Annotated in this window: 24 protein-coding genes; 19 read left to right on the top strand and 5 right to left on the bottom strand. The window is 61.8% G+C overall.

Translation table 11 applies throughout. The features are described from left to right. Positions 1–290: 290 nt before the first annotated feature. The gene (locus tag HDEN_RS11150) at positions 291–518 is read left to right on the top strand and encodes a hypothetical protein (RefSeq protein WP_150103245.1); all 228 of its coding nucleotides are present in this window, start codon (positions 291–293) and stop codon (positions 516–518) included. Positions 519–594: 76 nt separating this feature from the next. On the opposite strand, the gene HDEN_RS11145 is transcribed toward HDEN_RS11150, so the two are convergent. Continuing rightward, positions 595–825: a hypothetical protein gene (locus HDEN_RS11145; protein WP_245256622.1), complete on the bottom strand. Its 231-nt coding sequence runs from the start codon at positions 823–825 to the stop codon at positions 595–597. 362 nt (positions 826–1,187) lie between these two features. On the opposite strand from HDEN_RS11145, the gene HDEN_RS11140 reads away from it, so the two are divergent. From HDEN_RS11140 to HDEN_RS11120, 5 genes are all read left to right on the top strand, one after another. Then, positions 1,188–2,159: an SMP-30/gluconolactonase/LRE family protein gene (locus HDEN_RS11140; RefSeq protein WP_041922008.1), complete on the top strand. Its 972-nt coding sequence runs from the start codon at positions 1,188–1,190 to the stop codon at positions 2,157–2,159. Between the two features lie 48 nt (positions 2,160–2,207). Continuing rightward, positions 2,208–3,965: a PQQ-dependent sugar dehydrogenase gene (locus tag HDEN_RS11135; RefSeq protein WP_013216216.1), complete on the top strand. Its 1,758-nt coding sequence runs from the start codon at positions 2,208–2,210 to the stop codon at positions 3,963–3,965. 143 nt (positions 3,966–4,108) lie between these two features. Further along, positions 4,109–5,170 (top strand): siroheme synthase, encoded by a 1,062-nt coding sequence (locus tag HDEN_RS11130; RefSeq protein ID WP_013216215.1) that lies wholly within the window; start codon positions 4,109–4,111, stop codon positions 5,168–5,170. A 309-nt stretch (positions 5,171–5,479) separates the two neighbouring features. Further along, the gene (locus HDEN_RS11125; protein WP_013216214.1) at positions 5,480–7,630 is read left to right on the top strand and encodes an OmpA family protein; all 2,151 of its coding nucleotides are present in this window, start codon (positions 5,480–5,482) and stop codon (positions 7,628–7,630) included. 178 nt (positions 7,631–7,808) lie between these two features. Further along, positions 7,809–9,809: a hypothetical protein gene (locus tag HDEN_RS11120; RefSeq protein ID WP_013216212.1), complete on the top strand. Its 2,001-nt coding sequence runs from the start codon at positions 7,809–7,811 to the stop codon at positions 9,807–9,809. Here HDEN_RS11120 and HDEN_RS11115 read toward each other — a convergent pair. Continuing rightward, on the bottom strand, positions 9,749–10,738 hold the full coding sequence (locus HDEN_RS11115; RefSeq protein WP_013216211.1) for an alpha/beta fold hydrolase: 990 nt from the start codon (positions 10,736–10,738) through the stop codon (positions 9,749–9,751). The two genes, HDEN_RS11120 and HDEN_RS11115, sit on opposite strands and share 61 nt — an antisense overlap. 39 nt (positions 10,739–10,777) lie before the next feature. After that, positions 10,778–12,997 carry a lytic transglycosylase domain-containing protein gene (locus HDEN_RS11110; protein ID WP_013216210.1) on the bottom strand — a complete coding sequence of 740 codons (2,220 nt, stop codon included), beginning with the start codon at positions 12,995–12,997 and terminating at the stop codon, positions 10,778–10,780. A gap of 284 nt (positions 12,998–13,281) precedes the next feature. Here HDEN_RS11110 and dapA point away from each other — a divergent pair, with 284 nt between their 5' ends. The 3 genes from dapA to HDEN_RS11095 are packed head-to-tail and all read left to right on the top strand — an operon-like array spanning position 13,282 to position 15,243. Further along, entirely contained in the window at positions 13,282–14,172 is an 891-nt protein-coding gene (gene dapA / locus HDEN_RS11105) for a 4-hydroxy-tetrahydrodipicolinate synthase (RefSeq protein WP_013216209.1), read from the top strand. A gap of 24 nt (positions 14,173–14,196) precedes the next feature. Then, positions 14,197–14,670, top strand: coding sequence for an SsrA-binding protein SmpB (smpB, locus tag HDEN_RS11100; protein WP_013216208.1), 474 nt, complete (start codon positions 14,197–14,199; stop codon positions 14,668–14,670). Positions 14,671–14,673: 3 nt separating this feature from the next. Further along, the gene (locus HDEN_RS11095; protein ID WP_013216207.1) at positions 14,674–15,243 is read left to right on the top strand and encodes a peroxiredoxin; all 570 of its coding nucleotides are present in this window, start codon (positions 14,674–14,676) and stop codon (positions 15,241–15,243) included. Here the strand turns inward: HDEN_RS11095 and HDEN_RS11090 are convergent. Continuing rightward, a complete protein-coding gene (locus tag HDEN_RS11090) occupies positions 15,224–15,883 on the bottom strand; it encodes a uracil-DNA glycosylase (protein ID WP_013216206.1) in 660 nt (219 codons plus the stop codon). The genes HDEN_RS11095 and HDEN_RS11090 overlap by 20 nt on opposite strands. 31 nt (positions 15,884–15,914) lie before the next feature. After that, a complete protein-coding gene (locus tag HDEN_RS11085; protein WP_013216205.1) occupies positions 15,915–16,556 on the bottom strand; it encodes a LabA-like NYN domain-containing protein in 642 nt (213 codons plus the stop codon). A 382-nt stretch (positions 16,557–16,938) separates the two neighbouring features. Between HDEN_RS11085 and rpoZ the strand changes: the two genes are divergently transcribed. The 10 genes from rpoZ (at position 16,939) to HDEN_RS11035 (ending at position 26,614) form a co-directional block, all read left to right on the top strand. Beyond that, positions 16,939–17,397: a DNA-directed RNA polymerase subunit omega gene (gene rpoZ / locus HDEN_RS11080; protein ID WP_013216204.1), complete on the top strand. Its 459-nt coding sequence runs from the start codon at positions 16,939–16,941 to the stop codon at positions 17,395–17,397. Positions 17,398–17,500: 103 nt separating this feature from the next. Next, the gene (locus tag HDEN_RS11075; RefSeq protein WP_013216203.1) at positions 17,501–19,720 is read left to right on the top strand and encodes a RelA/SpoT family protein; all 2,220 of its coding nucleotides are present in this window, start codon (positions 17,501–17,503) and stop codon (positions 19,718–19,720) included. A 125-nt stretch (positions 19,721–19,845) separates the two neighbouring features. Beyond that, positions 19,846–20,340 (top strand): DUF2062 domain-containing protein, encoded by a 495-nt coding sequence (locus tag HDEN_RS11070; RefSeq protein WP_245256621.1) that lies wholly within the window; start codon positions 19,846–19,848, stop codon positions 20,338–20,340. Positions 20,341–20,387: 47 nt separating this feature from the next. Then, entirely contained in the window at positions 20,388–21,206 is an 819-nt protein-coding gene (locus HDEN_RS11065) for a pyridoxine 5'-phosphate synthase (RefSeq protein WP_013216201.1), read from the top strand. Then, positions 21,203–21,616, top strand: a complete 414-nt coding sequence (acpS, locus tag HDEN_RS11060) for a holo-ACP synthase (protein WP_013216200.1) — start codon at positions 21,203–21,205, stop codon at positions 21,614–21,616. Before HDEN_RS11065 ends, acpS begins: the two co-directional genes overlap by 4 nt. 198 nt (positions 21,617–21,814) lie before the next feature. After that, on the top strand, positions 21,815–22,582 hold the full coding sequence (gene lepB / locus HDEN_RS11055; protein ID WP_013216199.1) for a signal peptidase I: 768 nt from the start codon (positions 21,815–21,817) through the stop codon (positions 22,580–22,582). A 20-nt stretch (positions 22,583–22,602) separates the two neighbouring features. Then, on the top strand, positions 22,603–23,310 hold the full coding sequence (gene rnc, locus HDEN_RS11050) for a ribonuclease III (RefSeq protein WP_013216198.1): 708 nt from the start codon (positions 22,603–22,605) through the stop codon (positions 23,308–23,310). Continuing rightward, complete coding sequence (gene era, locus HDEN_RS11045; protein WP_013216197.1) at positions 23,297–24,235, top strand: GTPase Era; 939 nt, start codon at positions 23,297–23,299, stop codon at positions 24,233–24,235. Before rnc ends, era begins: the two co-directional genes overlap by 14 nt. A gap of 49 nt (positions 24,236–24,284) precedes the next feature. Continuing rightward, positions 24,285–25,004, top strand: a complete 720-nt coding sequence (gene recO, locus HDEN_RS11040) for a DNA repair protein RecO (protein WP_013216196.1) — start codon at positions 24,285–24,287, stop codon at positions 25,002–25,004. A 599-nt stretch (positions 25,005–25,603) separates the two neighbouring features. Next, complete coding sequence (locus tag HDEN_RS11035) at positions 25,604–26,614, top strand: hypothetical protein (protein WP_013216195.1); 1,011 nt, start codon at positions 25,604–25,606, stop codon at positions 26,612–26,614. Positions 26,615–26,768: the final 154 nt, after the last annotated feature.

Raw genomic sequence — 26,768 nt, 5'->3', positions numbered from 1 at the left:
TCGAACAAGCAACGTTCTGAATGCGCGCAGGTTCCCTTTTTACGCGCGCAGATCGCGTTTGCGTGTGGTGATCGCTGTGTTGAATTGGGTTTAGCCATCGGCTGTCGTCGATCATTTATTTCAAATGTCGAGAAGCAAGCGCGCACGTCGAGTGGAGTCGCGCTCTCATTGGAACAAAATGGCATCCTCAGGCATTTTAGGTTCCCGAAGCATAATTGCGCTCGTCAAGCCGCAGTGGCTCAGATCACTTTTAACAACGAGCGCGAAAGGAGGCCGTTGTGCATCCCTGGATGGCAGTATGGATATGGTCCGAGGCCATATCGCGTATCGTTCGAGATTCCATTCTTGGCGTTTCGAACAACGTCGGCTCGATTCAGCCCTTCGAGGCAGCCAGTCAGCCGATCCGTCTCGGCGATTACTTCCAGACGGAGATCGTCACGCATCCGCTTCCGACGAACCTGCTTGACCGTCTTGCCGATCTATATTGGACTGAGCGTGAATCCGAGCTTCCAATTTAACAGCTGACGAACTTGATACGAAAAAGCCCCGGTCTCAAAAGCGAGACGCGGGGCTTTGTTCGTTGCGACTTTGGACCTAATCGCAGTAGCGATAGCCATTCCGCCAATAGCAGTCGCGTTCGTAAGCACCTGCTGCGCCCGCAGCAATCGCGGCACCGATTCCGAGCGCGATCCAGCGACCATTGCGCCAGTATCCGCGGCCACGATGGTGAGACCGTCCGTAGCCGTGGTGTCCGCTACCGTACGAGTAATGCTTGCCACGATAGTGGCGCGGCCCTGCATCGGCCGCAGGAACTGCCGCAGTCATGACAAAAGCCGCCGCTCCAAGAGCAGCCAGCGAACAAAAATATTTTTTCATTGGTGCCTCATTAACTAGCCAGGAACGTCGCTCCCGGATCTGCAGTCAAACGCTCCGCAGGTCGAAAAGTTGCCGCGAAATGACAAAGCAATGACGAGGATCGCGTTGTTTTAACCGAGTATGTATGATCCGCGCGCGTCGAGGCACCTGATGCTTTCGTAGCGGCCCTGTCCGCAAAACGAATCCCATACGATGCATATCGGTGTCGTAATGCCCATGTCGTTATGGCTGATACGCATGATCGTGCATTGTCGTCGGCCTCACCGCGCGGCAAAGCTCCGGCTGAGATGAAATTGGGAGTGGAACGAAAAATGATAATCGACAGGCGAAGTCTGGCTAAGGCAGCAGCGATGGTTGTGACGGCGGGATTTCTGATCTCGACCGCTTCAGCTGAGGAAATGAAGCACGTCGCTCTGCCCGGAAACAACGTCTATCCGGAAAGCATAGCCGCGGCATCCGACGGAACGCTTTATATAAGCGGACTTGCGTCGGGTGGCATCTATCGCGTCAAGCCCGGCGCTTCGGTAGCAGAAGAATGGATCAAGCCCGGAGCCTACGACACGCGCTCGACGTTCGGCGTGCTGGTCGATGAAGCGAAGGGATTGCTTCTCGTCTGCTCGAACGATGCGTCTGGCATCGGCGTGCCTGGTCCTGGTGCGGTCCCCGGGACCTTCATCAAAGGTTTCGATCTGAAAACGGGTGAAGGCAAGCTCAGCGTCGCGTTCCCGAAAGCCGGCAGCATCTGCAACGATTTTGCGATCGCCGAGGACGGATCAATTTTCGCCACGAACACATCGTCACCGCAGATTTTGCGCCTCAAGCCCGGATCGAACGAGCTTGAAGTCTGGCTCGAAAGTGCGGACTTCAATCAGCCCAAGGAAGGCGCGGGCCTCGATGGCATCGCATTCGGCGGCGACGGCAATCTCTATGTGAATACCTACACCAACGCCGAACTGTATCGCGTCGATGTGAAAGACGGGAAGCCGGGCAACATCACGAAACTCAAGACCTCTCGCCCGCTAAAGCTCGCGGATGGTTTGCGTTCGACGGGCGGTCAATCCTTCATCATGGCAGAAGGAAGCGGCAGCATCGATCGCCTGACGGTGAATGGCGACGAGGCCAATGTCGAGACGATCAAGGAAGGTCTTGCCGGTCCGACATCTGTCGCGCTCGTCGGAAATACGTACTGGGTTCCCGAAGGCCAGCTCGCACACCTCTTCGATGCCAAAAGCGGTCCTCCGACGCTGCCGTTCCGGATCGTTGGAATTCCTGCGGGCCAGTAGTCTCCGTTGATCACGACGCTTGAAGCGAACGAAGCAAGGAGTCGTAAGATGGCTATTCGAGTATTGAGCCGCGGCGCGTATTGCGCGGTTCTCGGCGGAGCATTGTTTGCGGCGCAGCCGCTCTCTGCTCCCGCCGCCCACAGTCAGGAAAAAGATTGTCCCGCATCCGAAGCGGGGATCACGCTGCCCAAAGGCTTCTGCGCAACGATCTTCGCGGACAAAGTTGGCCACGCGCGTCAAGCCGTGGTGGCGCCGGACGGCACGCTTTATCTGAACACCTGGAGCGGCGTCTATTACAACAACGACACCCCGCACGAGGGCGGGTTTCTCGTCGCGTTGAAAGACACCAAAGGAACGGGCGTAGCGGATGTCGTCTCCCGCTTCGGCCCGACCTTCGCTGAGGGCGGTCACGGCGGCACGGGCATCGCCCTTTATAAGAACTGGCTCTACGCCGAGATCAACGATCAGGTCGTGCGCTACGACATCAGCAAGGGCGCGCCTGCGCCTGACGCCAAGTCCGAGACGATCCTGAGCGGCATGCCTCTCACCGGCGATCATCCGATGCATCCGATCGCGATCGATGCCGACGGCAATCTGTTCGTTGCGATGGGCTCGGCGACCAACACATGCGAAATCAAAAATCGCATGCCGCACTCGCTCGGCAACGATCCTTGCACCGAAATGGAAACGCGTGCCGGCATCTGGCGCTATGACGCGAACAAGCCGGGACAGGTTTTCTCGGCGAAAGAGCGTTATGCGTCTGGCATCCGCAATCCCGAAGGCCTGGATTTCGATGCCGCTGGCCGTTTCTATTCCACCCAGCATGGCCGCGATCAGCTGCATGAAAACTGGCCGAAGCTGTACACCGCCGCGCAGGGCTTCGAGCTTCCCGCTGAAGAAGTCATGATCGTCAAGAAGGACGCGTGGTACGGCTGGCCCAAGTGCTATTACGATCCGGTCCAGAAGAAGTCCGTTCAGGCTCCCGAATACGGCGGCGATGGCGGCAAGAAAATCGGCGACTGCGATAAAGCGGAAGGACCGATCGCGGCATATCCCGCGCATTGGGCTCCAAACGATCTCAAGATCTATAAGGGCTCGCACTTCCCGAAAGCCTACGTGGGCGGTGCGTTTATCGCTTTTCATGGATCATGGAACCGCGCGCCATCACCGCAAGCGGGCTACAATGTCGTGTTCCAGCCGCTCGCGGACGGCAAACCCTCGGGCGATTACGTTGTCTTCGCGGATGGGTTCGCAGGCCGTCATAAGGATCCGGGACGCGCAGCACATCGTCCGTCTGGACTCGCCGTTGCACCGGATGGTGCACTGTTCATAACGGATGATGCAGGCGGCCGCGTTTGGCGCGTTACGTTCTCGGGCGATGCGGGCGTTGGCGTCGAAGCGGCGCCAGCCCCTGCGGTCGCGGCCGCAACGTCTCCCGGCGCTACGCCGCCGGAAGGCGTGCATCCCGATGCAGGCAAGGAAGCCGCGCTGCCCGTTCCGGAAGGCGCGACTGCCGAGCAGGTCGCGCTTGGCAAGAAAATCTTTCACGGCGAAGAAGCTGGCGCGACCTGCTCCGGCTGCCACGGAGCCGATGGAATTGGAACGCCCGTTGGCCCGGCGCTGAACACCGGCAAATGGCTTTGGAGCGACGGTAGCTTTGCCGCTCTCACCGGCACCATCAAGGACGGCGTGCCCGAGCCGAAGCAGCATCCGGGCGCGATGCCCCCGATGGGTGGGGTGACGCTTTCGGACGGCGAACTGACGGCTGTTGCGAGCTACGTCTGGGCCATCGGGCACCAGCAGTAGCGGCCGCTAAAGCAGAACAACCGAACCGGGCGGGACCGCGAACTCCTGCCCGGGTGCGGGATCGGCCGGGTCGTGTATGATCATCCGAGCGCGGCGTTTGATGCCGCCTAGGACCGACGCCGAGATCGATCGAAACCGACGTGATGCAGACATCCGAGCTAGAGGACACGCAGAAAAAAAGCGCGCGATCGCGCCCCGAGCGCATGCAGGCGCTCGCGACATTGCCCGTATTCTTCAAGCTCGCTGGGAAGCGCGCCGTCGTCGCTGGCGGCAATGAGCCCGCGCTCTGGAAAGCCGAGCTTTTGGCCGCGACAGGCGCCCACGTCGAAGTCTACGCGGAAACCTTTGTCGATGGCTTCGAAGCGCTCGCATCGGCGCCGCCGAACGGTTCGGTGAGACTGAATTCAAGGCGATGGACACCAGCTGATCTTGCAGATGCCGCGATCGCCATCGGCGCCAGCGAGGACGATGAAGACGCCGCTGCGTTCGCCGCCGCGGCGCGTGCAGCTGGCGCACCCGTCAACGTCGTCGACCGTCCGGCATTCTGCGACTTTCAGTTTGGCGCGATCGTCAATCGCTCGCCGCTGGTTCTTTCGATTTCGACCGACGGCGCCGCGCCGGTCTTGGCTCAGGCGATCAGGTCGCTTGTCGAAGCGCTGTTGCCCGATGGTTTGAAGCGCTGGGTCGAGGTGGCGAAGGTTTGGCGCACGAAAGGCGGCCAGCTCGGCGACACGCCCGCAGCAAAGCGCAAGTTCTGGAACCGCTTTGTCGATCTCGCCATGCGTGAGGCGCAGCGCGAACCGCGCGAGGCCGACTTCGACGAGCTTGCACGTTCACCCGGTAAAGCGCCGTCCTCCGTCGCGATCGTCAACGTCGGCGACGACGCCGATACGCTGACACTCCGCGCCCTGCGCGTCTTTCGCATGGCCGACATGATTTTCTTTGACCCGGCGGTTCCGCCCGCCGTTCTCGATTTTGCACGCCGTGAAGCGCAGCGGGTCTCCGTTGATCCCGGCGCAAGCGGTGCGACGGTCGAGAGGATCGTTGACGCAGCAAGAAACGGCGAACGCGTCGTTCGCCTCATTGCCGTGTCGTCGGCGAGCGGCGAGGCGTCTGCCGACGCGCTGTCGCGCGCTTTGCATGACGCAGGATTGGAGACACCGGAAATCACCTTCGCACCCTCTCCCGCCAAGGATGCGACCTGATCCGCCCGTCAGCAATTACGCCCGCCGTGAACACAATTCGCCATGACCGCCGCGCCACACTTCGCGAGCGCAGTTGCGGGCGGCATAAAATGGCCAAAAATATCACATAATTTCAGTGCGTTATAGGAAGTTGGCTCTTCCAGCCTTGGCTTGGAATGGTGTCGGCTCTTGTTTATAGTGCCTGCGGGGGTCCGCTCGGTTCAAAGTCCAGCCACGGGTCGGGCGATAGGCACATCGCTCTTCTTGGTGTGGGGCATTGGCCGCACGGTCGTGACTCCGCGTTGCCTTTTGTTTCGGAGTCGCGTGCGAATGCGCTGCAATCCCCTCTATTGGCTATTGGGCATTGTCCCGATTGCGGCGCTGAGCTGGGTGGCCGTGCAAGTTCAGCACGAAGACATCGAAAGCGATCTCGCGCGCCGCACCTCGGAAGCATTGAAGCGCGCCAACCTCACCTGGGCGACCCCGCACGTCAGCGGCCGCGATATCGTTCTCACCGGCAAAGCGCCCGAGGAACGCGGCCCGATGCTGGCCGAAGGACACGCACGCAACGTTTGGGGCGTGCGCGTCGCATACAACCGGTCGGGGCTCATCGAGCACGTCGCAAATTATCATTGGTCAGTGGCGTCGGATGGCGCGGGACGGCTGCGGCTGGCGGGCGACGTTCCATCGGAACAGGCGCGACGGTCTTTGCTCGATACAGCGAAAGCCGCGTTTCCGTCTGCGGCCGTCAGCGACGGCATGCGCCTCGCACGCGGCTCAGTCGATCCCGATGCGTGGCTCGCCGGCGCGCAGTTCAGTTTGAAGACGCTGGCCGGGTTGAAACGAGGCGAGGCCGAACTCGCTGAACTCGATCTCTCCATGCGAGGCGAAGCCGCGACTTCGGATGCGTACCGTCGCGCAAAGACGGCGCTCGCCAAGCAGAGGCCGCCCCGCGTCGCGCTTGCGGATGAAAAAATCAGCTTGCCGATGGCGCGGCCCTACACCTGGAACGCGCGCAAGGGCGGCGACGGCTTCCTGATCGAAGGCTACGCGCCGGGCGATGACGTTCGAGGCCGATTGGTTGCGCGCGCCAAGACGCTCTTCGGCAAGATGTCATTCACTGACCGCACCGACATCGCCGACGGCGCGCCCGATGGCTGGGAAAAGGCCGTCGTCATCGCGCTCGAGCAATTGGCACAGCTGAAATCGGGTGACGTCGCGTTCAGCGGCAGAGATTTGACGTTCTCGGGTGAAGCCGCCGACGAGCAAGTGGCGGCGGCCGTGAGCCGTTCGCTGAAACTCGACGTGCCGCAGAACTTCAAGATCGTCGACCGCATCCGCTATCCGAAACCCGATCTCTTTCCCGCAGGCTCCGGCTACGTAATGGGCATCGTCAACAATGGCGCGGCGATCGATGTCATCGGCATGACGCCGAGCCAGGCGGCGAGGGCGGCGCTCGTCGACGCGGTCAAGGCACGCTTCCCGGGACGCGCGGTGAACGACAAGACGCAGGTGGCTCCCGGAGCACCCGAGGGCTGGCAGCAGTGCGTCGTCGCAGGCCTCGCATCGCTCTCGCGGCTGACCAAAGGCAAGTCGCTGCTGTCCGATCGCAAGCTCGAGCTTACCGGCGAGACGGACGACTACGCGACGTCGCAATCGGTGGCCGGAGATGTCAAGGCGGCGGCCGGACAGACCTGCGAAACGACGGTCAACGTCGCCTTCGTCGGCAAAATGAAAACGGACCTCGCCTGGAAAGCGACGCGCGCGCCGAACGGTATGATCACGCTCGAAGGCGATGTGCCGGACGATCCCGCCCGCGTGCGCGTCATCGAGACGGCGCAACGCATTTATCCCGGCGAAAGCATCACCGATCAGATGAAGATTGTCGGAGCCCCGCCCGAACCGTGGCAGTCGGCAACGCGCGTCGCGCTCGAACAGCTCGCGCGGCTCAGGCGTGGCGATGTCGAGATGTCCGGCAAAGAGGTGATGATCCAAGGCGCCGCCGAAAGCGAACGCGTCGCCGATGAAATTCGCAGCGTCCTGTCGACCGATCTGCCGCCGGGCTTCAAGGTCCGCGACGCGATCACCGTGATGACGGGCGAGGAAAAAGCCGCCGACAGCTGCCAGACGCTGATGCGCCAGACATCGGCGAAAGGAACGATCAACTTCGAGCGTGCCAAGGCGGATTTGACCTCCGACAGCACGCAGACGCTGCGCGATCTCGTCGAAGTCGCCAACGAATGTCCGTCTTTCAGCATCGAAATCGAAGGCCACACCGACGCCGAAGGCACCGACGAGCGCAATCAGCGGCTTTCGGATCGTCGCGCGCGAGCGGTCGCCGATTTTCTCACTCAGAATGGTGTGAGCGCGCGCCGTTTGTCGACGATCGGCTACGGCGCAACCCGTCCGGTCGCCGATAACGCGACGGAGACCGGCCGCGCCAAAAATCGCCGCATCGAATTCAACGTCAAAGTCAATTGAGCAGGCACAGTCGCTTCGAGGACCGGGTTCATGGATTATCTGTTTGTGAAGCTCATCTGGTGGATCGCGCTGGCGTTCGCGCTCGGACTGGTCACGGGCTGGCTCGCATGCCGGGAGGAATAGCCTTGAAACATGCGATCGCCTTCATGGTTGGCGGCATGACGGAGCCCGTCCGGACATGACGTATCTGTTGTTGCAAACATTCCTGCTTCTGCTCGCGTCCTATTTTCTCGGCGCGTTCGTCGCGTGCACGGTGAAGCGCGCCCTGATGGGTTCGCGCCAGACGGAAGTTGCTTACGCTGGAGTTCCGGCGGAGTTCGACGCGCCGCATTATGCGCCTGTCGCAGCCGCCGCGCCGCGGGCGGCGCCGACCAGATCCTTCGCTCCGCCGGTCGTTCCGAGGCCGATCGATCCCGTGCAGCCGAGGATCGATGTCATCCGCCGTCCTGAGCCTCGTCCGCTGCCGAAACTCGTCGATCCGTCGCGCTTCGAACGCGCGCTGATGGGGCCTGATTTGAACGAAGGGATGCCGCGACGAGCGATCCCCGAAATTCGCCCTGTTGTTCTGAAGCCCGTGACCGGAGCCTATCAGCCTGGAAGCTACGGCCCACCGCCGGAGCCGGAACCCGAACTGCCGCCGCCACCGCCCGAACCGATTGTCTTCGAACCCGAACCCGAGCCCGAACTCGAACCGGAACCCTACGAACCGGCAGCCGAAATCGCCGACATCGTGCGCGAGCCCGAACCGGTCGTCGAAGCACGCGAAAGACCGGCGCGCCTCGCCTCGCGACTGAGCGATGCAACGACGTCGGCAGCCGCAGCCGCTGTTGCTGCCGCCAAGGCCGCAGCTGCGGCTTCGATTAGCTCGTTCGCAAGGCGGCCTGCTCAAGAGCCGGCACCCGAGCCCCAGCCTGAGCATGAGGCCGAGCCCCAGCACGAGGCAGAGGCGCAGGAGGAGCGCGAGCCGCACCACGACGCCGAGATCGCTGAGCCGTTGAGCGTCATCGAAAAACGCGACGATGAGCCGGAAGATATCGTCTACGAGGAAATCGAAGACCGCGTTGAAGATCGTCACGAAAAACCGATCGACGCCGATCACGACGAGTTTATCGAAGACGAAGAACCCGAGCGCCAAGACGTCGAAATCGAAGAACCGGAAGCGCACGAACCCGAGCAGGCCGAAGCACCTGTTCCTTCGGTGCCTCTGATTGCTCCGAAACCGGTCGTCCGTCAGCCGATCGAAGGCGGCGATGATTTCCAGCGCATCCGCGCCATCGATGCCGATCTCGAGCAACGGCTGAAGCACGAAGGCATCGACAGCTTCGAGCACATCGCCGCGTGGGGCGCTGCGGACGTTAAACGCGTCAGCGGATTGCTCGATATTCCCGGCCGCATCGATCGCGAGCAATGGGTCGAGCAGGCGCAAATTCTGGCGAAGGGCGGAGAGACCTACTACTCGCGCAATCGCATAGCCGCGCTCAAGGCCGCCGCCGCCGAAAAGCTGGCTGCCGCGCCGATCGCAGATGCGCCCGCCTCGCAAGCGGCCGAGACGGTCGAAGATAAACAGCAATCGTCACCGAACGAGGCATCAGCATCCGAGGCGAACAAATCTGCGCCGGCGGTTGCCGAGCAGGACCGGGAGCCTCAGCTTTCCGGTGTCGCCGCCGCGATCCACGGCCGCTCGGTCGCGGAAATGGCCGCCGCCGCCGCTGCCGCGATCGCCGCTGCATCGGCAAGCGTGACGCGGGGTCTGAAGCCGATCGAACCGATTTCGCCGCTGGCCAAGGTCGATCCGAAAATTTCGATGCCCGCGAAGCTGTCGGAGGCCATCAAGGTCAAAGAGGCCGCGGCGGCACAAACGACGACTTCCGAAAGCGAACTCGAGCCGCCGAGGCCGATGCCGGCCGCAAGCCAGGGTCCGCAAGATGACCTGAAACGCATCCGCGGCGTTGGCGTCTTGATCGAGAAACGCCTCAACGCGATGGGCGTCACGCGCTACGAGCAGATCGCGAACTGGACGAGCGGCGAGATTGATCGCGTCAGTCAGATCTTGGAATTCAAGGGCCGCATCGAACGCGAGGGCTGGGTCGAGCAGGCGCGGATTCTTCTGAATGGCGGTCAGACGGAATTCTCGCGCCGTGTCGATCGCGGCGAGGTCGACACCAGCCGCGAGACGTGACTGAAATCGCTTCGGGTCAAAATTCCATAGCGCCTGTCGGCGTTCGCGTCGTCCGACTGCGCGAAGAAGGACGCGATCGCGGAGATCGTCGGCTCGTCGCGCAGCAGCGGTGCGTGGCCTTCGTTCGGCGCGGTGACCGACGTCATGCGTGGATGCCGCCGCCGCATTTCTTCGACCGTTGCTTCGGACAGGAGGTCGGAGTTGCCGCCCCGCACGACGAGTAGCGGCACGCGCTTCAGCGCTTCGAATTGCGGCCAGAGCTGCGGCATCGGACCGTCGAGCACCGAGAGGCATTTTGCGAGCTTCGCGTCATAGCCGCTGACCGGCTTTCCGTTTTTCTCATTGAATAGCTGCCGCGCGACGGCTTCTGCGTCGGCCTCCGAAAGGTTCGGAAAATCGCGCCGCGTCAGATCGAGCACAATGCGCGTTGCGTCAGCCCAGCTTTTCGGAACCGGAACGCGTCCGACATAACCCGCGATGCGCGACAGCCCGTCCATTTCGATGACCGGACCGATGTCGTTGAGTACGACCGCGCCGATAAGCGACGGCTGCACCGCCGCAAGCACCATCGCGATCAGCCCGCCGCGCGACGTGCCGATGATGCCCGCGTCTCTGAGCCCGAGCATGATCATGTAGTCGATCACGTCCTGCATCTCGATCGGGACGGCGTAATTCTTCCAATCGTCATCGTACTGCGAGAGGCCACGCCCGCGCGTATCGAGCGTGAAGACATCGCGCTGCGGGCTGCCGCTACCGCTCAGCGCCAATGCGATCGTGTGAAAGTCACGGCTGTTTCGCGTGAGCCCGGCGAGGCATACGATCGGCCGCGCGCCGCTCGGGTTCAAAGCCGGATAATGACGGCCGTAGAGACGCAGCCCGTCCTGGGACGTGAAATAGATCTCTTCAAATCCTTGAGCGGCTGCCGGCATCGTCGCGTTGTCTCCCCCTAGAGTGCTTCCGGAAAGGCTCTAGCCTTCGTTGTCGCTGGCGGTGTTCGTGCGCATCTGGCTGCTGCTCGGAGCTTTCCCATGATCCGGTGCGCGAACGAGATCCTGCTGCAGGCGGAGCGCGTTCTTCGAATATCCGAGGCGCGCGCGATAGATCTGGATGTTCGCGAGAACCTTCGTCACGTAATCGCGCGTCTCGGTAATCGGAATACGCTCGATCCAATCGATGGTGTCGACGCGGGCTTCGCGCGGATCGCCGTTTTCTTTCATCCACTGGCGCGCGCGTCCGGGGCCGGCGTTGTAACCTGTCAGACCAAGCACGTACGAGCCGTCGAAGTCATCCATGCGGTCGGCGATGTAGGCCGACGCGAGGGTGACGTTGTAGCGTGTGTCTGAGAGCAGGCGCGAGAGATCGCATTTCATTCTGTAATCGCGACAAACGTGGCGCGCCGTGCCCGGCATGATCTGCAGCAAGCCTTTAGCTCCGGCGCCGGAGACGATCTGCGAGTCGAACTCGGTTTCCTGACGCGCGAGGCCGAGCAGCAGGGCGAGTTCCGGCGGCTTGCGCAGCGGCTTGTAGCTGGGGAACGCCGTGACGGGATACGCATATGTCAGCAGGTTCTGGCCTTTGGCGACGGCGGTTTTGCCGATGCGCAGCGACATCTGCGGATCGCCGATCGCGCGCGCGACGTAGGCGACCATTCCGGCTTCGGCTTCGTTCGACGTCGCGGAGTGCAGGGCAACGAGGAAGCTGCGCGTGTAAAGGCGAGACAGCTTCGCTTTCGAAGCCAGCACCAGCGCCTTCGTCGCATCATCCGCCATGAACTTGCGGATCTGGTCGGGCGACGGATACGCGGGCGGCTTGATCTCGAGCGACGTTCGTCCCGGCTGCAGCATCTGCATCGCGAGCAATCCGTGGAACGTGTCGGTGTTCTGCGCCGCGAGCCGGTAAGCCTTCGTCGCGGCAGCCTTGTCGCCCCGCGCATCTGCAACGCGCCCGAGCCAATATTGCGCCTTCGCTACGCTCAGCGGTCCGTCAGCAGCTGCCGCCATGGCGCGAAAATGCTTCTCGGCGGCGTCGATGTTGTTCAGGTAGCGAAACGCGATCCATCCCGCCATGAACGTCTGCTCTTTGAGCGGATTGACCGTCAAAGGACCGGCATCGCGGGTGAGGCGATAGGCAAGCTTCGCCTTGCCAAGCTTCAACGCGCCGTAGGCCAACTCGCGGCGCTCTGCCCACCACTCGTCGAGTTCCGCGATCTTTTTCGGATCGGGCGGCACCGAGAGAATGAGTTCGGCTGCTTCGTCGATATTGCCTGCTTTGCGTAGAACCTGCGCGCGATGGAACGTCAGTCCCGCGTCACTGTCGTCGTGGTCGGCAAGCGCACCCATCAGCGCATGCGCATTCTTGGCCTTGTCGAAGACCGCGAGCCGCGCGGTCGCTTTTTTCTGCTCCGAGTTCGGCAACAGCGGAATGAGACGGCGTGCGGCGGCAACGCGCGCGGCGCGATTGTCGGCAAAACGCACATCATCCGTGACGAGTCGATCGAAGCGCCATTTGTGATCGTCCGCCGTCAGAAGCTTTCCGAAGCGCGCGAGAAAACCGTTTTCCAATGCCGGAGGAAGCGTCGTCTCGCGCCACGTCTTGGCGGCGAGAGATCGCGCCTTCGACGTGTTGCCTTCCGCGAGATAGGCGGATGCGAGCGCCGCAGTCCCGGCACCCGTCTGCGGTTCCGCGCTTGCGAAATAGCTTTTGATCGCGCCGGAGCTTCCACCCTTGGTGAAGAGCGCCTCTTCCAGACGCTGAACGAGCATCGCCCGCGATGGCCAGCGCGGATTGTTTTTCAGAAAAGCCTGATACTCGGCCGGATCGCCGAGCCCGGCGCGCAGCCTGATCCAGTCGGCGAGCTTCCGCGCTACGGGATCGGAAATATTGGCCTTGGCAGCATTGAACCGATCGTCGTTCTGAGCGCCGACCGCTGCGACGGCCTCCCGCAGGCTTTTGGCGTCCTCGGCGGATGGTTCGGCCGACAACACGGGGGCGAGCGCCGAGCGGAGCTTATCGAGCTGCTTCTGCTCGTCGGGAAGCGGCCGGGGCGCGGCGACGTCGCTCCAGGGTGAGTCGGCGAAAACGGGCGGCGCAACGGCAAGGCAGAGCATCGCCAGACAGCATGCCGCGACGCTCGCCAGAGCGCCGGCACGAAGGAGATTTGGCGTTGCCACAGCAGGGTTTAGAGGCATCGTCTCTCATTCGGTGGGACGCAGGGATGCACGATCTTGCAGCAAGCCTGACGAGCGCTTAATGTCATTGAGCTTGCACCTAAAAGGGTTCGTACCGACGCATTAAGCGGTGGGATGACTGCGGACGCAAGCGCTTAACGGACGGGGTCGCACGTCCGTGCGGCAACAGCGTGGCTCGCGTTGACGGGGCTATTTAGGACAAGTTCATCAGTTGACGCCTACAACCGGGGTTCGTCGACTCTTCCGGCCGCAGCTCGCTCCGGAACGCAAATCAAGGCGCATGCATGTTTAAAGGTTCGATTACGGCGCTCATCACGCCTTTCAGAAATGGCCAGGTCGATGAAGCGGCCTTCACGCGGTTTGTAGAGTGGCAGATCGCGGAAGGCTCGCACGGCCTCGTCCCGGTTGGAACCACAGGCGAGAGCCCGACGCTCGATTTCGACGAGCACAAGCGCGTCATCGAACTGTGCGTCACGACCGCGAAAAAGCGTGTGCCCGTCCTCGCCGGAACCGGCTCCAACTCGACGGACGAAGCTGTCGAGCTTTCGCAGTATGCTGAAAAGGTCGGATCCGACGCGGTTCTGATCGTGACGCCCTATTACAATAAGCCGAGTCAGGAAGGGCTTTATCAGCACTTCAAGGCGATCAACGACGCGATCAATATCCCGATCATCATTTACAACATTCCAGGCCGCTCCGTCGTCGACATGTCGGTGCAGACGATGGCGCGCTGTTACGAGCTGAAGAATGTCGTTGGCGTGAAGGACGCGACGGCCAATCTCGCGCGACCCTCGCAAACGCGCGCGGCTCTCGGGCCGGATTTCTGTCAGCTCTCCGGCGAAGACGCGACCGCCCTCGGCTTCATGGCGCACGGCGGCGCGGGATGCATCTCCGTTGCCTCGAACGTCGCGCCGCGTCTCTGCGCCGAGTTCCAGAACGCGTGCCTCGCTGGCGATTTCAAGAAAGCACTCGCGCTTCAGGATCGCTTGATGCCCCTGCACGAGGTCATGTTTATCGAAAGCAATCCGGGGCCGGCGAAGTACGCGGTCTCGAGACTGGGCTTCGGTACCGGTGAGATGCGCCTGCCGATGGTTCCGATTTCGGACGCCGCGCGCAAGGCCGTCGACCAGGTGCTGAGCGATCTCGATCTGATCGACGCCCGAGCGGCCGAATAGAACGCGCCTGGAGTTTGTTGAAAGATGGCCGCGAAACGCGACGACGGCAGCACGCTTGTCGCCGAGAACCGCAAAGCACGGCACGAATACTTCATCACCGACAGCTGGGAAGCCGGCATCGAGCTGCTCGGCTCGGAGGTGAAGTCTTTGCGGCGTGGTCAGTCGAACATTGCCGAAAGCTACGCGTCCGTCGAGGATCAGGGGGTCTGGCTGATCAACAGCTACATCGCCGAATATCCGGGCGCTTCGCTGTTCCCGCACGAGCCGCGCCGCAAGCGCCGCCTCCTGATGCATGCGAAAGAGATCCACAAGATCGCGATCGCCGTCGAGCGCAAGGGCATGACACTCGTGCCGCTCGAACTTTATTTCAACGAGAAGGGCAGGGCGAAAGTCAAAGTCGGCCTCGCTCAGGGCAAGAACCAATCCGACAAGCGACAGGACGCAGCCAAGCGCGATTGGAACCGGCAGAAGGCGCGCCTCATGCGCGACCGGGGCTGAGCCATGTCGCAGACATCTGACACGAACGATGCTTGGCCTTGGCCTGCACCCGTCGACGATGGCGCGGCTGAACACATCATCGCCGGAACGCGCCTGCCGGACGTTTCGCTGCCCGCCACACGCGGCGCGAACGTCAATCTCGCACGCTATCAGGAGCGCGCCGTCGTCTTCGTCTATCCGATGACGGGAACGCCCGGCGCGCCGAACCCGCCCGGCTGGGACACCATTGCAGGCGCACACGGCTCGACGCCCGAAGCCGAAGGCTTTCGCGATTGTTATGCCGAGTTCGAATTGCTCGGCTACGAGGTCTTCGGCCTGAGCGCGCAATCACACGCCGAGCAGCACCAATTCGCTCTTCGCGCGGGAATTCCCTATCTGCTGCTCAGCGACGAAGATCTCGCATTTGCCGATGCGCTGAAACTGCCGCGCTTCGAAACGGGCGGGGTCACGTATCTCAAACGGCTGACGATGATCGTGAAAAACGGCGTGATTTATCGGGTGGTCTATCCGGTGCATCCGCCGACGACGCACGCGCGCGAGCTGCTGCAGTCGCTCAATCAAGCGCGCGCCTGATATCCTCGAACACGGCTTCGAACATCGCGGGCGTCAGCCGGCCCGTGTTGGTATTGTAGCGCGAGCAGTGGAAGCTATCGAACAGCACGCGCCCCGGTTCGATCTCGTGGCGCGCCCCGTGAGCGAACGGAAATAACGCTTTACGCTTTCCGAGCGTCGTCAAAACCTGATCATGCGCGATCCGTCCGAGCGCGAGCATGATCTCCATTCGCGGCAGATGGCCGAGACGCGACTGGAAAAATGGGCGGCAGGTCGCGATTTCTTTGGGTTCGGGTTTGTTTTCCGGCGGAACGCAGCGCACTGCGTTCGTGATCATGCAGTCGACGAGCTTTAGCCCATCGTCGCTGCGGGCTTGATAGTTGCCGCGCGCGAATCCGTAAGCCAGCAGCGTCGCATAGAGAAGATCGCCGGCGTAGTCGCCGGTGAAAGGCCGACCGGTCCGGTTGGCGCCGTTGCGTCCGGGCGCCAATCCCACGATCAGAAGCCGGGCCTTCGGATCGCCGAACGACGGCACGGCGCCATTGAACCACGACGGCTCTTTGGCTTCGTTATCGCGGCGATACGCGACAAGGCGCGGACAGCGTCCGCATTTGACGGGGGCCTCGGGTCCAACACCGTCAGCCGTCAGCACGCCCGCCATGCGTCAAAGACCTTCCGAGAGGGCCGGTCGCTCAGACTTCCTCTTCCGCGAGGTCGTCGTCTCCAAAATAGCTGGCATCGCGGGGAGACTGAGGCGATCCCCGTCCTGCATAGCTCCGCGAGCTTTCACGCGGTCCACGACCATTCTGCGCCCTACCGACCTGATCCTCTAGATCCGCAAGATCGATAAATTGATCGGCCTGACGGCGCAACTCGTCGGCGACCATCGGCGGCTGCGTCTGCAACGTCGAGATGACGCTGACGCGCTTGCCCTTCTGCTGAAGGGCCGCAACGAGGCTGCGGAAATCTCCGTCGCCCGAGAAAATAACGATGTGGTCGAGGCTGTCTGCGAGGAGCATGGCATCGACAGTGAGCTCGATGTCCATGTTGCCTTTAACTTTACGACGGCCGGTCGCGTCGGTGAATTCCTTCGTCGGCTTCGTCACCATCGAGAAGCCATTGTAGTCCAGCCAGTCGATCAGCGGGCGGATCGAGGAATATTCCTGCTCTTCGGCCAGCGCCGTATAATAGAGAGCCCTGACAAGCTGGCCCTTCTGCCGGAACAGGCCGAGCAGACGCTTGTAGTCGATGTCGAAACCGAGTGACTTTGCGGTCGCGTAAAGATTAGCGCCGTCGATGAATAGCGCGATACGTTCTGTAGGATAAAAATGCATGGCCGATCCCTGATGCCATTTCGAAATTAAACAATGTCCAACAACGTCGCCGGAAGTATCGATGGAAGAAATTCTTCCTCGTTGGCAACGAACGCCGTGCCGGGCAGGGAGTCAAAGCGCTCTACAGCGTAGATACATCGATATCAGATTATCGTCACAATTAACAATTGTGACATATAGTCTGCTCAATTTGGCTCGAAACCCAGACTGAAGCAACGATAACCTGGACCGTCGCGCAACGATTTCGGTCAAGTGAGCTTGCGTTTTTCACGATAAGATGCGAAAGAAACCGGCACATGGCGCTGTAAAGCGGTCCGAGAGATTGTTTGCGCCCTCATTCCAATTGAGCAGCCGATAGTTAACCAAGGGAAGGTCAGCCCTCATGGCTCGCGTTACTGTCGAAGATTGCGTCGACAAAATTCCTAACCGTTTTGAGCTGGTTCTCCTTGCGGCACACCGGGCCCGCGCCATCACCAACGGCAGCGCCATCACGATCGCTCCCGACGACGACAAGAACCCCGTCATCGCGTTGCGCGAAATCGCCGAAAAGATGCTCTCGCCCGACGACATGCGTGAGACGCTCATTTCATCGATCCAGAAGAACACCGAGGTCGACGAGCCGGAAGCCGTCGCTGCGCCGCTTCTGCCGCCGGATCGCCGTGCGCCGATGCTGGGCCGCGATGACCTGTCGACCGATACGCAGGTCGACGTGATGACGGAAGAGCAGCTTCTGCGTGGCCTCGAAAGCATGACCCCGCTGGAGCCGTCCGCAAACATCGGATCGGGGGCAGGCCCGCGGGAGCGCGAACGTGACCGCGATCCGCGTGACCGCTCGCGCTAAATCCGGTGGCGGGGATCGTTCCGTCGCATAGCCGCACCCCGTTTGACTTTAATCTGCGCCGCAGATTCAGGTACGCTTGCGCCCGGAAGGAGTGCGGCGAAACATGATGCGGCAGTACGAACTCGTCGAGCGGGTTCTCAAATACGATCACACGGCTGACGAGGCGCTGCTCAATCGCGCCTACGTCTATGCGATGAAGGCGCACGGCAATCAGAAGCGTGCGTCCGGCGCGCCATATTTTTCGCATCCCCTCGAAGTTGCCGCCATCCTGACCGAGCTGAAGCTCGACGATGCCACGATCGCGACGGCCTTGCTGCATGACGTCATTGAGGATACGGACGCGACGCGCGCCGAGATCGATCAGATGTTCGGGGCCGAGATCGGCAGCCTCGTCGACGGCCTGACGAAAATTAAGCGCCTCGACCTCGTGTCGAAAAAGGCCGAGCAGGCCGAGAATTTCCGCAAGCTGCTGATTGCGATTTCGACCGACATCCGCGTTCTCCTGGTGAAGCTCGCGGACCGGCTTCACAACATGCGCACGCTCGAGCACATGAAGCCCGAGAGCCGACAGCGCAATTCCGAGGAAACGCTCGACATCTACGCGCCGCTCGCGGGCATGATGGGCATGCAGGCGTTGCGTGAGGAGCTGGAGGATCACGCCTTTCGCTGGCTGCATCCGCAGGCCTATGAGATCGTAACCGAAAAGCTTACCGAACTGCGCCAGCCCAATCGCGGTCTCGTCGAGGAAATTCGCCGTGCCATCGCGCTGAAATGCGCCGACGCCGGCATCAAGGCGGAAGCGACCGGACGCGAGAAAAAGCCTTACGCAATCTGGCGTAAGATGGAAAACAAGCAGATCAGCCTCGAGCAGCTTTCCGACATTTACGGCTTCCGCGTCATCGTCGACACGATCGAGGATTGCTACCGCGTCCTCGGCATCGTGCACACCACGTGGAGTACGGTGCCCGGCCGGTTCAAGGACTACATCTCCGCGCCGAAGCGCAACAATTACCAGTCGATCCACACGACCGTTTACGGCCCGCGCCACCAGCGCGTTGAGCTGCAGATCCGCACGCACGATATGCAGCACATCGCCGAGTACGGCATCGCTGCGCATGCGCTCTACAAGGATCGTCAGTATCACGCGAACGGCCGCGACGCCGACGATGATACCGACGACAGTCCGTACGGCCGCCTGCGAGCGATGATTTCCTCGCTGCTCGAAGCTGCCAATCCGGAAGAATTTCTCGAGCACACCAAGCTCGAGCTTTTCCACGATCAGGTCTTCTGCTTCACGCCGAAGGGACGCCTCATCGCGCTGCCGCGTGGCGCGACCCCGCTCGATTTCGCTTACGCCGTCCACACCGACGTCGGCAACGAAGCGATCGCGGCCTACATCAACGGCCGCCACGTGCCGATCGACACGCATCTGCGCAATGGCGACGAAGTCGTGATCGAGACGTCGAAGAACCATGTACGCTCGGCCGCCTGGGAAGCCTTCGCGATCACCGGCCGCGCTCGCGCCGCCATCCGCCGCGCGGCGCGCGAAGCCGAGCGCAAGCGCTTCGTCGAGCTTGGCCGTCAGCTCGTCGGCTCGACGCTGGCGGGCATGGAGATCGATTATTCCGAGGAAAAGATAAAGACCGCCGCACCCAAGATGGGTTTCAAGTCGGCCGATGAGCTTCTGGCCGCCGTCGGCCGCAACGACGTTGCACTGCCTGATATTCTCGCCGCCGTCGTGCCGCAGGCCGGCGTCGGACCGGTCGAAGAAGGATATAAGCCGAGCCGCCGTTTCGGCCGCGCGCAGGCGCAGGACGGCTGGTTCAATATCGAAAAAATCCAGAGCCTGAAGTTTCGCACCGCCGAAATCGACAATACGGCAGCGATTTCAATCGGCGGTCCGAGCCAGGAGCTGCCTGTTCGCTTCGAACCGGGCGGCGCCGTTCCGGGTGACCGGATCGTCGGCGTCATGGCGCCCGGCGAGGGCATCCGCGTCTTCCAGATCCATTCGCCGCGCCTCAAGGAGTATGAGGAAGCCCACTGGATCGATGCCACATGGGACGTCGATCCCGAGCATCCTCAACGATTTCCCGCTCGAATCAGCGTAACAGCCGTCAACGAGCCGGGATCGCTGGCCGAAATCGCCAAGATTATTGGCGAAACCGGCGGTAACATCGATAATATCAAGATGGCGAAGCGGGCCGCAGACTTCACGGTCATGTATATCGAGCTCGAGGTCTTCGATTTGGTGCATTTGAACCACATAATCGCGGGCCTCAGGGCGAAATCCTCTGTCGCCAAGGTTGAACGTCTGTTCGAGTAGCTTAATCTGCGGATAGTTCTCTCGCATACAGGAGAGCCGGCACAAGGCGCACGATGGTGGATCGCAGTTTGCGAGACAGGTTGTCAGTTGCTTCGGATGTAGCCGGCAGGTGGGCGCTGAAGCTGGTGCCCTTGCGCAAGCGTCTCACCTATTATTGGCGCCGCATTCTGCGGCTTCGCGCGACACCGCATGAAGTGGCGCTCGGGTGCGCGGCTGGAGTCTTCGCCGCATGCACGCCGTTTCTCGGCTTCCAGATGGCGCTCGCCGGCGCAATTGCATTTCTGCTGCGTGTCAGCATTCCCGCCGCCCTGCTCGGGACGTTCATAGGCAATCCGTTGAGCTGGCCCGCGATCTGGAGCGCGTCGTACGTCGCCGGTGTCTGGGTGCTGGGCGACGATCCGGCTGACGCCGCCGAGCACTTCGTGCAGAGCGCGAACAAGCTCAGCGCGACGCTGATGGCCCCGTCGCGATCGCTCGACAGCGCCGTCGTCAGTCTTTCGCCGATTATCGAACCGCTCGTGATCGGCGGCTTGCTTGTCGGCTTGATTGCGGCTGTCTTTAGTTACTATCCTACGCGACAGGCCGTGCGCGTTTTTCAAAAACGTCGTAGGGCACGCTGACCGGCCGCTGCCGGTTCTCCATAACGAAATCTCGATGGCCTAAGATCGTGCCTGCTCCAAATAAATCTGGGAAATCCTCAACGGCTGCCGTACGCCGCGCTCCGCTGCGTCTCGGCGTCAATATCGATCACGTCGCGACGTTGCGAAACGCGCGCGGCGGCGTGCATCCCGATCCCCTTCGCGCCGCGCATCTCGCGATCGAAGGCGGCGCCGACGGCATCACAGCGCACCTGCGCGAAGATCGCCGCCACATCTCGGATACCGACATCACGCGTCTCAAGAATGAGCTGACGCGGCCGCTCAATCTCGAAATGGCGGCGACGGACGAGATGTTGAAAATCGCGATCCGGCACGTGCCGAACGCCTGCTGCCTCGTGCCCGAGCGGCGCGAGGAAAGAACGACCGAGGGCGGTCTCGACGTTCGCGGCAGCGTCAAAACGCTGAAGCCGTTCGTCGCCAAGCTTCAGGATGCAGGCATTCGCGTTTCGCTCTTCATCGAGCCCGATATCAAAACCATCGAGGCCGCCGCGAAGGTCGGCGCCGATATCGTCGAGCTTCACACCGGACGCTATTGCAATCTGGCGCTCGAGCATGACGCCGCCGGCGTTGCGCGCGAGATCGAACGCCACGCGACGGCGGCGCGGGCCGCCGCGGCAGCCGGTCTGGAAGTTCACGCCGGGCACGGATTGACCTACAACACAGTGAAGCCGATCGCCGAGATGCCGGAGATCGTCGAACTCAACATCGGACACTTCCTGATCGGGGAAGCCATCTTCGGCGGACTGTCCGGGGCCGTCCGGCGCATGCGCTTGCTGATGGATGAGGCGCGCGACGATGTCTTGCGATCGGGCCGGTCCGATCGATGATCCTGGGCATCGGCAACGATCTCTGTGATATCCGCCGCATCGAAAAATCGATCGAGCGATTTGGCGACCGCTTCCTGCTCCGCGTCTTCACGGAGGAGGAACGGCGAAAAGCCCTCTCTCGCGCGCACCCGGCCCGCACGTTCGCCAAGCGCTTCGCGGCCAAGGAAGCCGCGACCAAGGCGCTGGGCACTGGCTTCAGCAACGGCGTCTATTTCATCGACATCGGCGTCGTTAACGCACCGAGCGGCCGCCCGACCCTGGCGCTGACCGGCGGTGCGGCGCGGCATCTGGCGCTGCTCACGCCGAAAGGCTTCACGTCCCGCATCGACGTGACTTTGACGGACGAGTACCCCCTGGCCGAGGCCTTCGTCGTCATATCGGCGGTGCCGAATGACACGCCGTCTGGCTGAAGCTCGATTGCTAAAGTCGCGCGTCGAAGCCCGGCTTCCGGCATGCGCCGGCGAAAGGGTACGAGCTGCTGTTTTTACTTACGTTTTCGTCATGTTGCCGCGTTTCATTGCGGGCCTTTGGCAAACTCGCTATAGCGAACCGCTGACACAAATCGAGTCCGGCCGATGCTGCTCGGCGGCGCAGAGGAACTTCCCTGAATGAGCATTGGTACGAAGACGTCGGGATCGAGTTGGTCGGAAACCCTCATCATCGTCGTCGAAGCACTCGCGATTGCGATGCTCGTTCGCATCTTTTTCTATCAGCCGTTCAATATTCCGTCGGGCTCGATGAAAGAGACGCTGCTCGTCGGCGATTATCTCTTCGTGTCGAAGCTGTCCTACGGCTACAGCAAGTTTTCGTTTCCCTTCAGCCCCGATCTTTTCTCGGGCCGCATCTGGGGCGCGGAACCGAAGCGCGGCGACGTCGCGGTGTTCAAGCTGCCACGAGACAATTCAACGGATTACATCAAGCGCGTCATCGGCCTTCCGGGCGATGAAATCCAGATGAAGGGCGGCCAGCTGTTCATCAACGGACAGGCTGTGCCGAAGGTGCCGGCGGGCTCGTTCACGACGCGTGAAGAAGGCCGCGAGCGGGCCATTCCCGTCTTCCAGGAAACGCTCCCGAACGGCGTCAAATACAACGTCCTCGATAGCGATCCCGATGGCCCCTACGACAATACCGCGGTTTATAAGGTGCCGCCCGGGCATTACTTCATGATGGGCGATAACCGCGACAACTCCACCGACAGCCGCGTTCAGTCGTCGCGCTACGGGGTCGGCTTCGTCCCCTACGAGAACTTCATCGGGCGCGCCGAAATCATCTTCTTCTCGGCCGATGTCGATGAGCCGGACGCCTTCCGCTGGTGGTCGCCCTGGACATGGCCATTTGACATCCGCTGGAACAGGTTCTTCCATCTCGTGCGATAAACCGCTACCGGCACAGTCGCATGTTGAGACCTCGGAAATTCAAGGAGCTTGAGACCAAGCTCGGACACCGCTTCAAGGACCCCGGTCTTTTGGAACGGGCCCTGACGCACGCCAGCGTTCGCGGCGGAAAGATCGCGCGCTTCGACAACGAGCGCCTGGAGTTCATCGGCGATCGCGTGCTTGGGCTTGCGATCGCCGAGATCCTTAATCAGCAATATCCAGAGGCGAGCGAGGGTGAACTCGCACGCCGCTACAACCGGCTGGTTCGTGGCGAAGCCTGCGCTAAGGTTGCGCGCAACATCGGTCTCGGCGCACACCTCATTCTTTCGGAAAGTGAAGCCGACAGCGGCGGGCGCGACAAGACGACGATCCTTGCCGACGCCGCGGAAGCGCTGCTCGGCGCCGTGTTCATCGACGTCGGTTTCGAGAAAGCGCGCGCAGTCGTCCGCAAACTGTGGCAGGAACAGTCGGAGCCCGTGCCGGAAGTCGCGGTCGATGCCAAGTCCGCGCTCCAGGAGTGGGCGCAAGGCCAGGGTTTGGCATTGCCGAAATATACCGTCGTCTCTCGCAAAGGGCCGGATCACGCGCCACGCTTTACCGCCGAAGTCATCATTGCGGGCCGCGCTCCGGCGCAGGGCGAAGGCGCATCGAAACGCATCGCGGAACAAGCGGCGGCAACGGCGCTTTTGACCCGCGAGGGTGAAGGAGGCCGTCTTGGCGACGCCTGAAGAAACACACGGACAGTCCGAAGCCGGCGATCGCCGCTGCGGATTCGTGACCGTGCTCGGCCCGACGAACGCCGGCAAATCGACGCTCGTCAACGCACTCGTCGGAACCAAGGTGGCGATCGTCTCGCACAAGGTGCAGACGACGCGCGCTCCGATCCGCGGCATCGCCGTCGAAGGTCAGAGCCAGATCGTATTTCTCGATACCGCCGGCATCTTCAACCCGAAGCGGCGGCTCGACCGCGCCATGATCGACGCCGCGTGGAGCGGCCTCGAAGATGCGGACGCCGTGCTGCTGGTGATCGACGCCGCCGCAGGTCCCGACGATGACGTGATGGCGATCGTCCAGCGCCTGAAAACGGCGCGCATGAAACGCATCGCCGTTCTGAACAAGATCGATCGCGTCGAGGACAAGCCGAAGCTGCTGGCGCTGGCGAAACGTCTCGATCAGGAATTGGCCTTCGACCGGATATTCATGGTGTCCGCGCTCGACGGCAAAGGCGTTGCCGATCTGCGCACGTATCTGGCAGCCGCGGTCCCCGTCGGGCCGTGGCATTACGGCGAGGACGACGTCACCGACGTTCCGATGCGCACGCAGGCCGCTGAGATGACGCGCGAGTGCATCTATCGCTATCTGCACCAGGAGCTTCCCTACACGACGACCGTCGAGACGATGAGCTGGAAGACGCTGAAGGACGGTTCGGCGCGCATCGAGCAGACGATCTACGTCGAGCGCGACGGCCAGAAAAAGATCGTCCTCGGCAAGAACGGCGCGACCATCAAGCAGATCTCGAGCGCTGCGCGCCGTTCGATCGAGGAAATGGCGGGGCACCGGGTGCACCTGTTCCTCTTCGTCAAAGTGCGCGAGAATTGGGAAAGCGACCCGGAACGCTACCGCGAGATGGGCTTGCCCTTCCCGAAGTCGTGAGGCGCATCACGATCTCTGAATAGCGTCTCCGAATGACGAACGCTGCATTATGCAATGGACGGATGAAGCCATCGTTCTATCGGTCAAGCCGCACGGTGAAACGGCGGCGGTCATAGAACTGTGGACGCGGACGCACGGCCGCCATCTCGGCCTCGTCCACGGCGGCCGGTCGCGGCGCCTCCGCCCGATCCTGCAACCCGGCAACCACGTCGACGCGACGTGGAAAGCGCGGCTCTCCGATCAGCTCGGTCACGTCACAATCGAAATGCGTCGCGCCTTTGCGGCCGAAACCCTCGACGATGCCGCAGCCCTCGCGGCGCTCTCGACGCTGACGACGCTGACGCATCTGCTGCCCGAGCGCGACCCGCATCCGAACCTCTACGAAATCACCCTGTTCGTTCTCGGCTTCTTGAATGATGCAACGGTTTGGCCGGCGCTTCTCGTTCGCTGGGAGCTGGCGCTGCTCGAGGAACTGGGATTTGGTCTCGATCTCAGCCAATGCGCGGCAACGGGGAGCAACGATCAGCTGATCTATGTCTCGCCGCGCACGGGACGCGCCGTGTCGGCGTCCGCCGGCGAACCGTACCGGGACAAGCTGCTTCCGCTACCCGCGTTTCTGACCAAGCATCGTTCCGGTCATGTGACGGAGGACGATATCCGGCTCGGTTTCGCGCTGACCGGACATTTCCTGGAAACGCGCGTTTTACTTCCACGCGGCCAAAGCCTGCCGCAGCCGCGCTCGCGTCTGTTGGCGCACCTCCCGCAGTGAACTCATTCGAATAAAAGTTTTAAGAATTCGGCGACGGAAACTCCGCGCGCGTCCGTTCAAAAGTTGACTGGGTGCGAAAGGATCGCCGGATCGTTCGACACGCAGTCTGCCATCGCTTTGCGGAGATTTCCCCCTCTCCGCAAAGAGTCTTCTAAAGGTCTTTTACGTTCGCGCTCCGAAACTGCAGACGTGATGGGCCGGATCTGGCCCGTTCGGCAGCCCCCCGCCGGACGGGCCATGAATTTTTAAAGGGCAGCGATCGACATTCGCGCGCGTGCTCTCGTCGGTCAGGATCTTCCTGCGCCGACATTAAAAACAGGAAATGCTGCGCGTTGCTCGCATCCTTCAGCAACGGTTCATCGGCGATGTTGGAAATAGAGCCTCATAGCGCTCAACATGTTTTCCTGTTGCGCTTGCGGGAGCGCGGCAGGAATGAACGAGGATCGCAGTGCAAGCTGCGATCCTCGATCTCGCGGTGGTCGCGCCGTTGCCTCCAAGCCTCATTCTGGCCATCGTTTAGTTTTCGCCCAACTTTTAATCGGCGATTAAGCATACGACCCTAGTCTGCCCTGAGTTCGGCGCTTGGGGTTGGGTTACCGATGAGTGGGTTGCAGTCGCTTCCGGTTGGGGAAATCGTAAATCGCGGACGCCTTGATGGTGCTGATTTACGCGCCTTGAGGCAGGTATTTTACGAAGACGGCATCGTCACTGCGGAAGAGGCCAAGCTTCTTTTCGATCTCAACGACGCGTGCCGTGAGCGCCCGGCCGACTGGGCCGACTTTTTCATCGAAGCCATCACTGACTACGTCGTCTTTCAGGAGAGGCCGCAGGGCTACCTGACCGCCGACAACGCGCACTGGCTGATCGACCGCATCTCTCATGACGGTCGCCTCGACAGCAAGACCGAGCTCGAACTGCTTGTGAACGTTCTCGACAAGGCGCGCTGGGCCCCTGTCAGCCTCGTCAAGTTCGCGCTGGAGCAGGTCAAGGCCGCCGTGATTCATGGCGATGGTCCGCTGCGGGCTGGGAAGTCGCTTGTGGCCGGCACCATTAGCGAAGGCGAAGTCGATCTGCTCCGCCGCATGCTTTATGCTTTTGGCGGCGATGGTCACATCGCGATTACGCGCGCCGAGGCCGATGTCCTGTTCGACATCGACGAAGCCGTCGCCGATCAGAAACCCAATCCGGTCTGGACGGATTTTTTCGTCAAGGCGATCGCCAACGTGATGATGGCGGCCTCGGGCTACCGCGTTCCCTCGCGCGAGGAAGCGCTTCGCCAGGAAGCGAGCCTGCACGAGCCGGATCAGCAGACATCCGTTCTTGCCGCGCTGCTCTCCATGGTTAGCGCGAACCTCGCGTCGATCCAGGACGCTTATCACGATCAGACGACCGAGGAGCGCGCGTTGGCGCGCCTCGAGCACCAGCGCATCGAAATCATCACCAACGAAGAGATCACCGAGGCCGAGGCGACCTGGCTCGTCAGCCGCCTGGGCCGCGACGGGCGCTTGAGCCCGAGCGAAACCGCGCTCGTGAAGTATCTCGAGCAGGAAAGCCCCAAAATCCACCCTTCGCTGAGCGAAGCCGTGGCGCGCCTGGTCCACGCCGCCTGAGAGACCAGTGCCGGGAAACGGTGCCAGAATGGTGCGACCAAAGTCGCGGCTAAAGTCCTTATGCGGCAGGTGATCGCAGGCTTAGGCGGTCCAGCGCCGCCATGCGTTATTTACGTCGTTCCCGCCACACACTAGAACGGCTCGTTGCATTCCC

The sequence above is a fragment of the Hyphomicrobium denitrificans ATCC 51888 genome (genome assembly GCF_000143145.1).
Taxonomy (GTDB): Bacteria; Pseudomonadota; Alphaproteobacteria; order Rhizobiales; family Hyphomicrobiaceae; genus Hyphomicrobium_B; species Hyphomicrobium_B denitrificans.
This window is presented reverse-complemented; position numbering and strand designations above follow the sequence as displayed.

Excerpts from the sequence above, each read along its gene's own strand:
- HDEN_RS11150 (WP_150103245.1), top strand. The coding sequence starts at position 291 with ATGGCAGTATGGATATGGTCCGAGGCCATATCGCGTATCGTTCGAGAT.
- HDEN_RS11145 (WP_245256622.1), bottom strand. The coding sequence starts at position 825 with ATGACTGCGGCAGTTCCTGCGGCCGATGCAGGGCCGCGCCACTATCGT.
- HDEN_RS11140 (WP_041922008.1), top strand. The coding sequence starts at position 1,188 with ATGATAATCGACAGGCGAAGTCTGGCTAAGGCAGCAGCGATGGTTGTG.
- HDEN_RS11135 (WP_013216216.1), top strand. The coding sequence starts at position 2,208 with ATGGCTATTCGAGTATTGAGCCGCGGCGCGTATTGCGCGGTTCTCGGC.
- HDEN_RS11130 (WP_013216215.1), top strand. The coding sequence starts at position 4,109 with ATGCAGACATCCGAGCTAGAGGACACGCAGAAAAAAAGCGCGCGATCG.
- HDEN_RS11125 (WP_013216214.1), top strand. The coding sequence starts at position 5,480 with ATGCGCTGCAATCCCCTCTATTGGCTATTGGGCATTGTCCCGATTGCG.
- HDEN_RS11120 (WP_013216212.1), top strand. The coding sequence starts at position 7,809 with ATGACGTATCTGTTGTTGCAAACATTCCTGCTTCTGCTCGCGTCCTAT.
- HDEN_RS11115 (WP_013216211.1), bottom strand. The coding sequence starts at position 10,738 with ATGCCGGCAGCCGCTCAAGGATTTGAAGAGATCTATTTCACGTCCCAG.
- HDEN_RS11110 (WP_013216210.1), bottom strand. The coding sequence starts at position 12,997 with ATGCCTCTAAACCCTGCTGTGGCAACGCCAAATCTCCTTCGTGCCGGC.
- dapA (WP_013216209.1), top strand. The coding sequence starts at position 13,282 with ATGTTTAAAGGTTCGATTACGGCGCTCATCACGCCTTTCAGAAATGGC.
- smpB (WP_013216208.1), top strand. The coding sequence starts at position 14,197 with ATGGCCGCGAAACGCGACGACGGCAGCACGCTTGTCGCCGAGAACCGC.
- HDEN_RS11095 (WP_013216207.1), top strand. The coding sequence starts at position 14,674 with ATGTCGCAGACATCTGACACGAACGATGCTTGGCCTTGGCCTGCACCC.
- HDEN_RS11090 (WP_013216206.1), bottom strand. The coding sequence starts at position 15,883 with ATGGCGGGCGTGCTGACGGCTGACGGTGTTGGACCCGAGGCCCCCGTC.
- HDEN_RS11085 (WP_013216205.1), bottom strand. The coding sequence starts at position 16,556 with ATGCATTTTTATCCTACAGAACGTATCGCGCTATTCATCGACGGCGCT.
- rpoZ (WP_013216204.1), top strand. The coding sequence starts at position 16,939 with ATGGCTCGCGTTACTGTCGAAGATTGCGTCGACAAAATTCCTAACCGT.
- HDEN_RS11075 (WP_013216203.1), top strand. The coding sequence starts at position 17,501 with ATGATGCGGCAGTACGAACTCGTCGAGCGGGTTCTCAAATACGATCAC.
- acpS (WP_013216200.1), top strand. The coding sequence starts at position 21,203 with ATGATCCTGGGCATCGGCAACGATCTCTGTGATATCCGCCGCATCGAA.
- lepB (WP_013216199.1), top strand. The coding sequence starts at position 21,815 with ATGAGCATTGGTACGAAGACGTCGGGATCGAGTTGGTCGGAAACCCTC.
- rnc (WP_013216198.1), top strand. The coding sequence starts at position 22,603 with ATGTTGAGACCTCGGAAATTCAAGGAGCTTGAGACCAAGCTCGGACAC.
- recO (WP_013216196.1), top strand. The coding sequence starts at position 24,285 with ATGCAATGGACGGATGAAGCCATCGTTCTATCGGTCAAGCCGCACGGT.
- HDEN_RS11035 (WP_013216195.1), top strand. The coding sequence starts at position 25,604 with ATGAGTGGGTTGCAGTCGCTTCCGGTTGGGGAAATCGTAAATCGCGGA.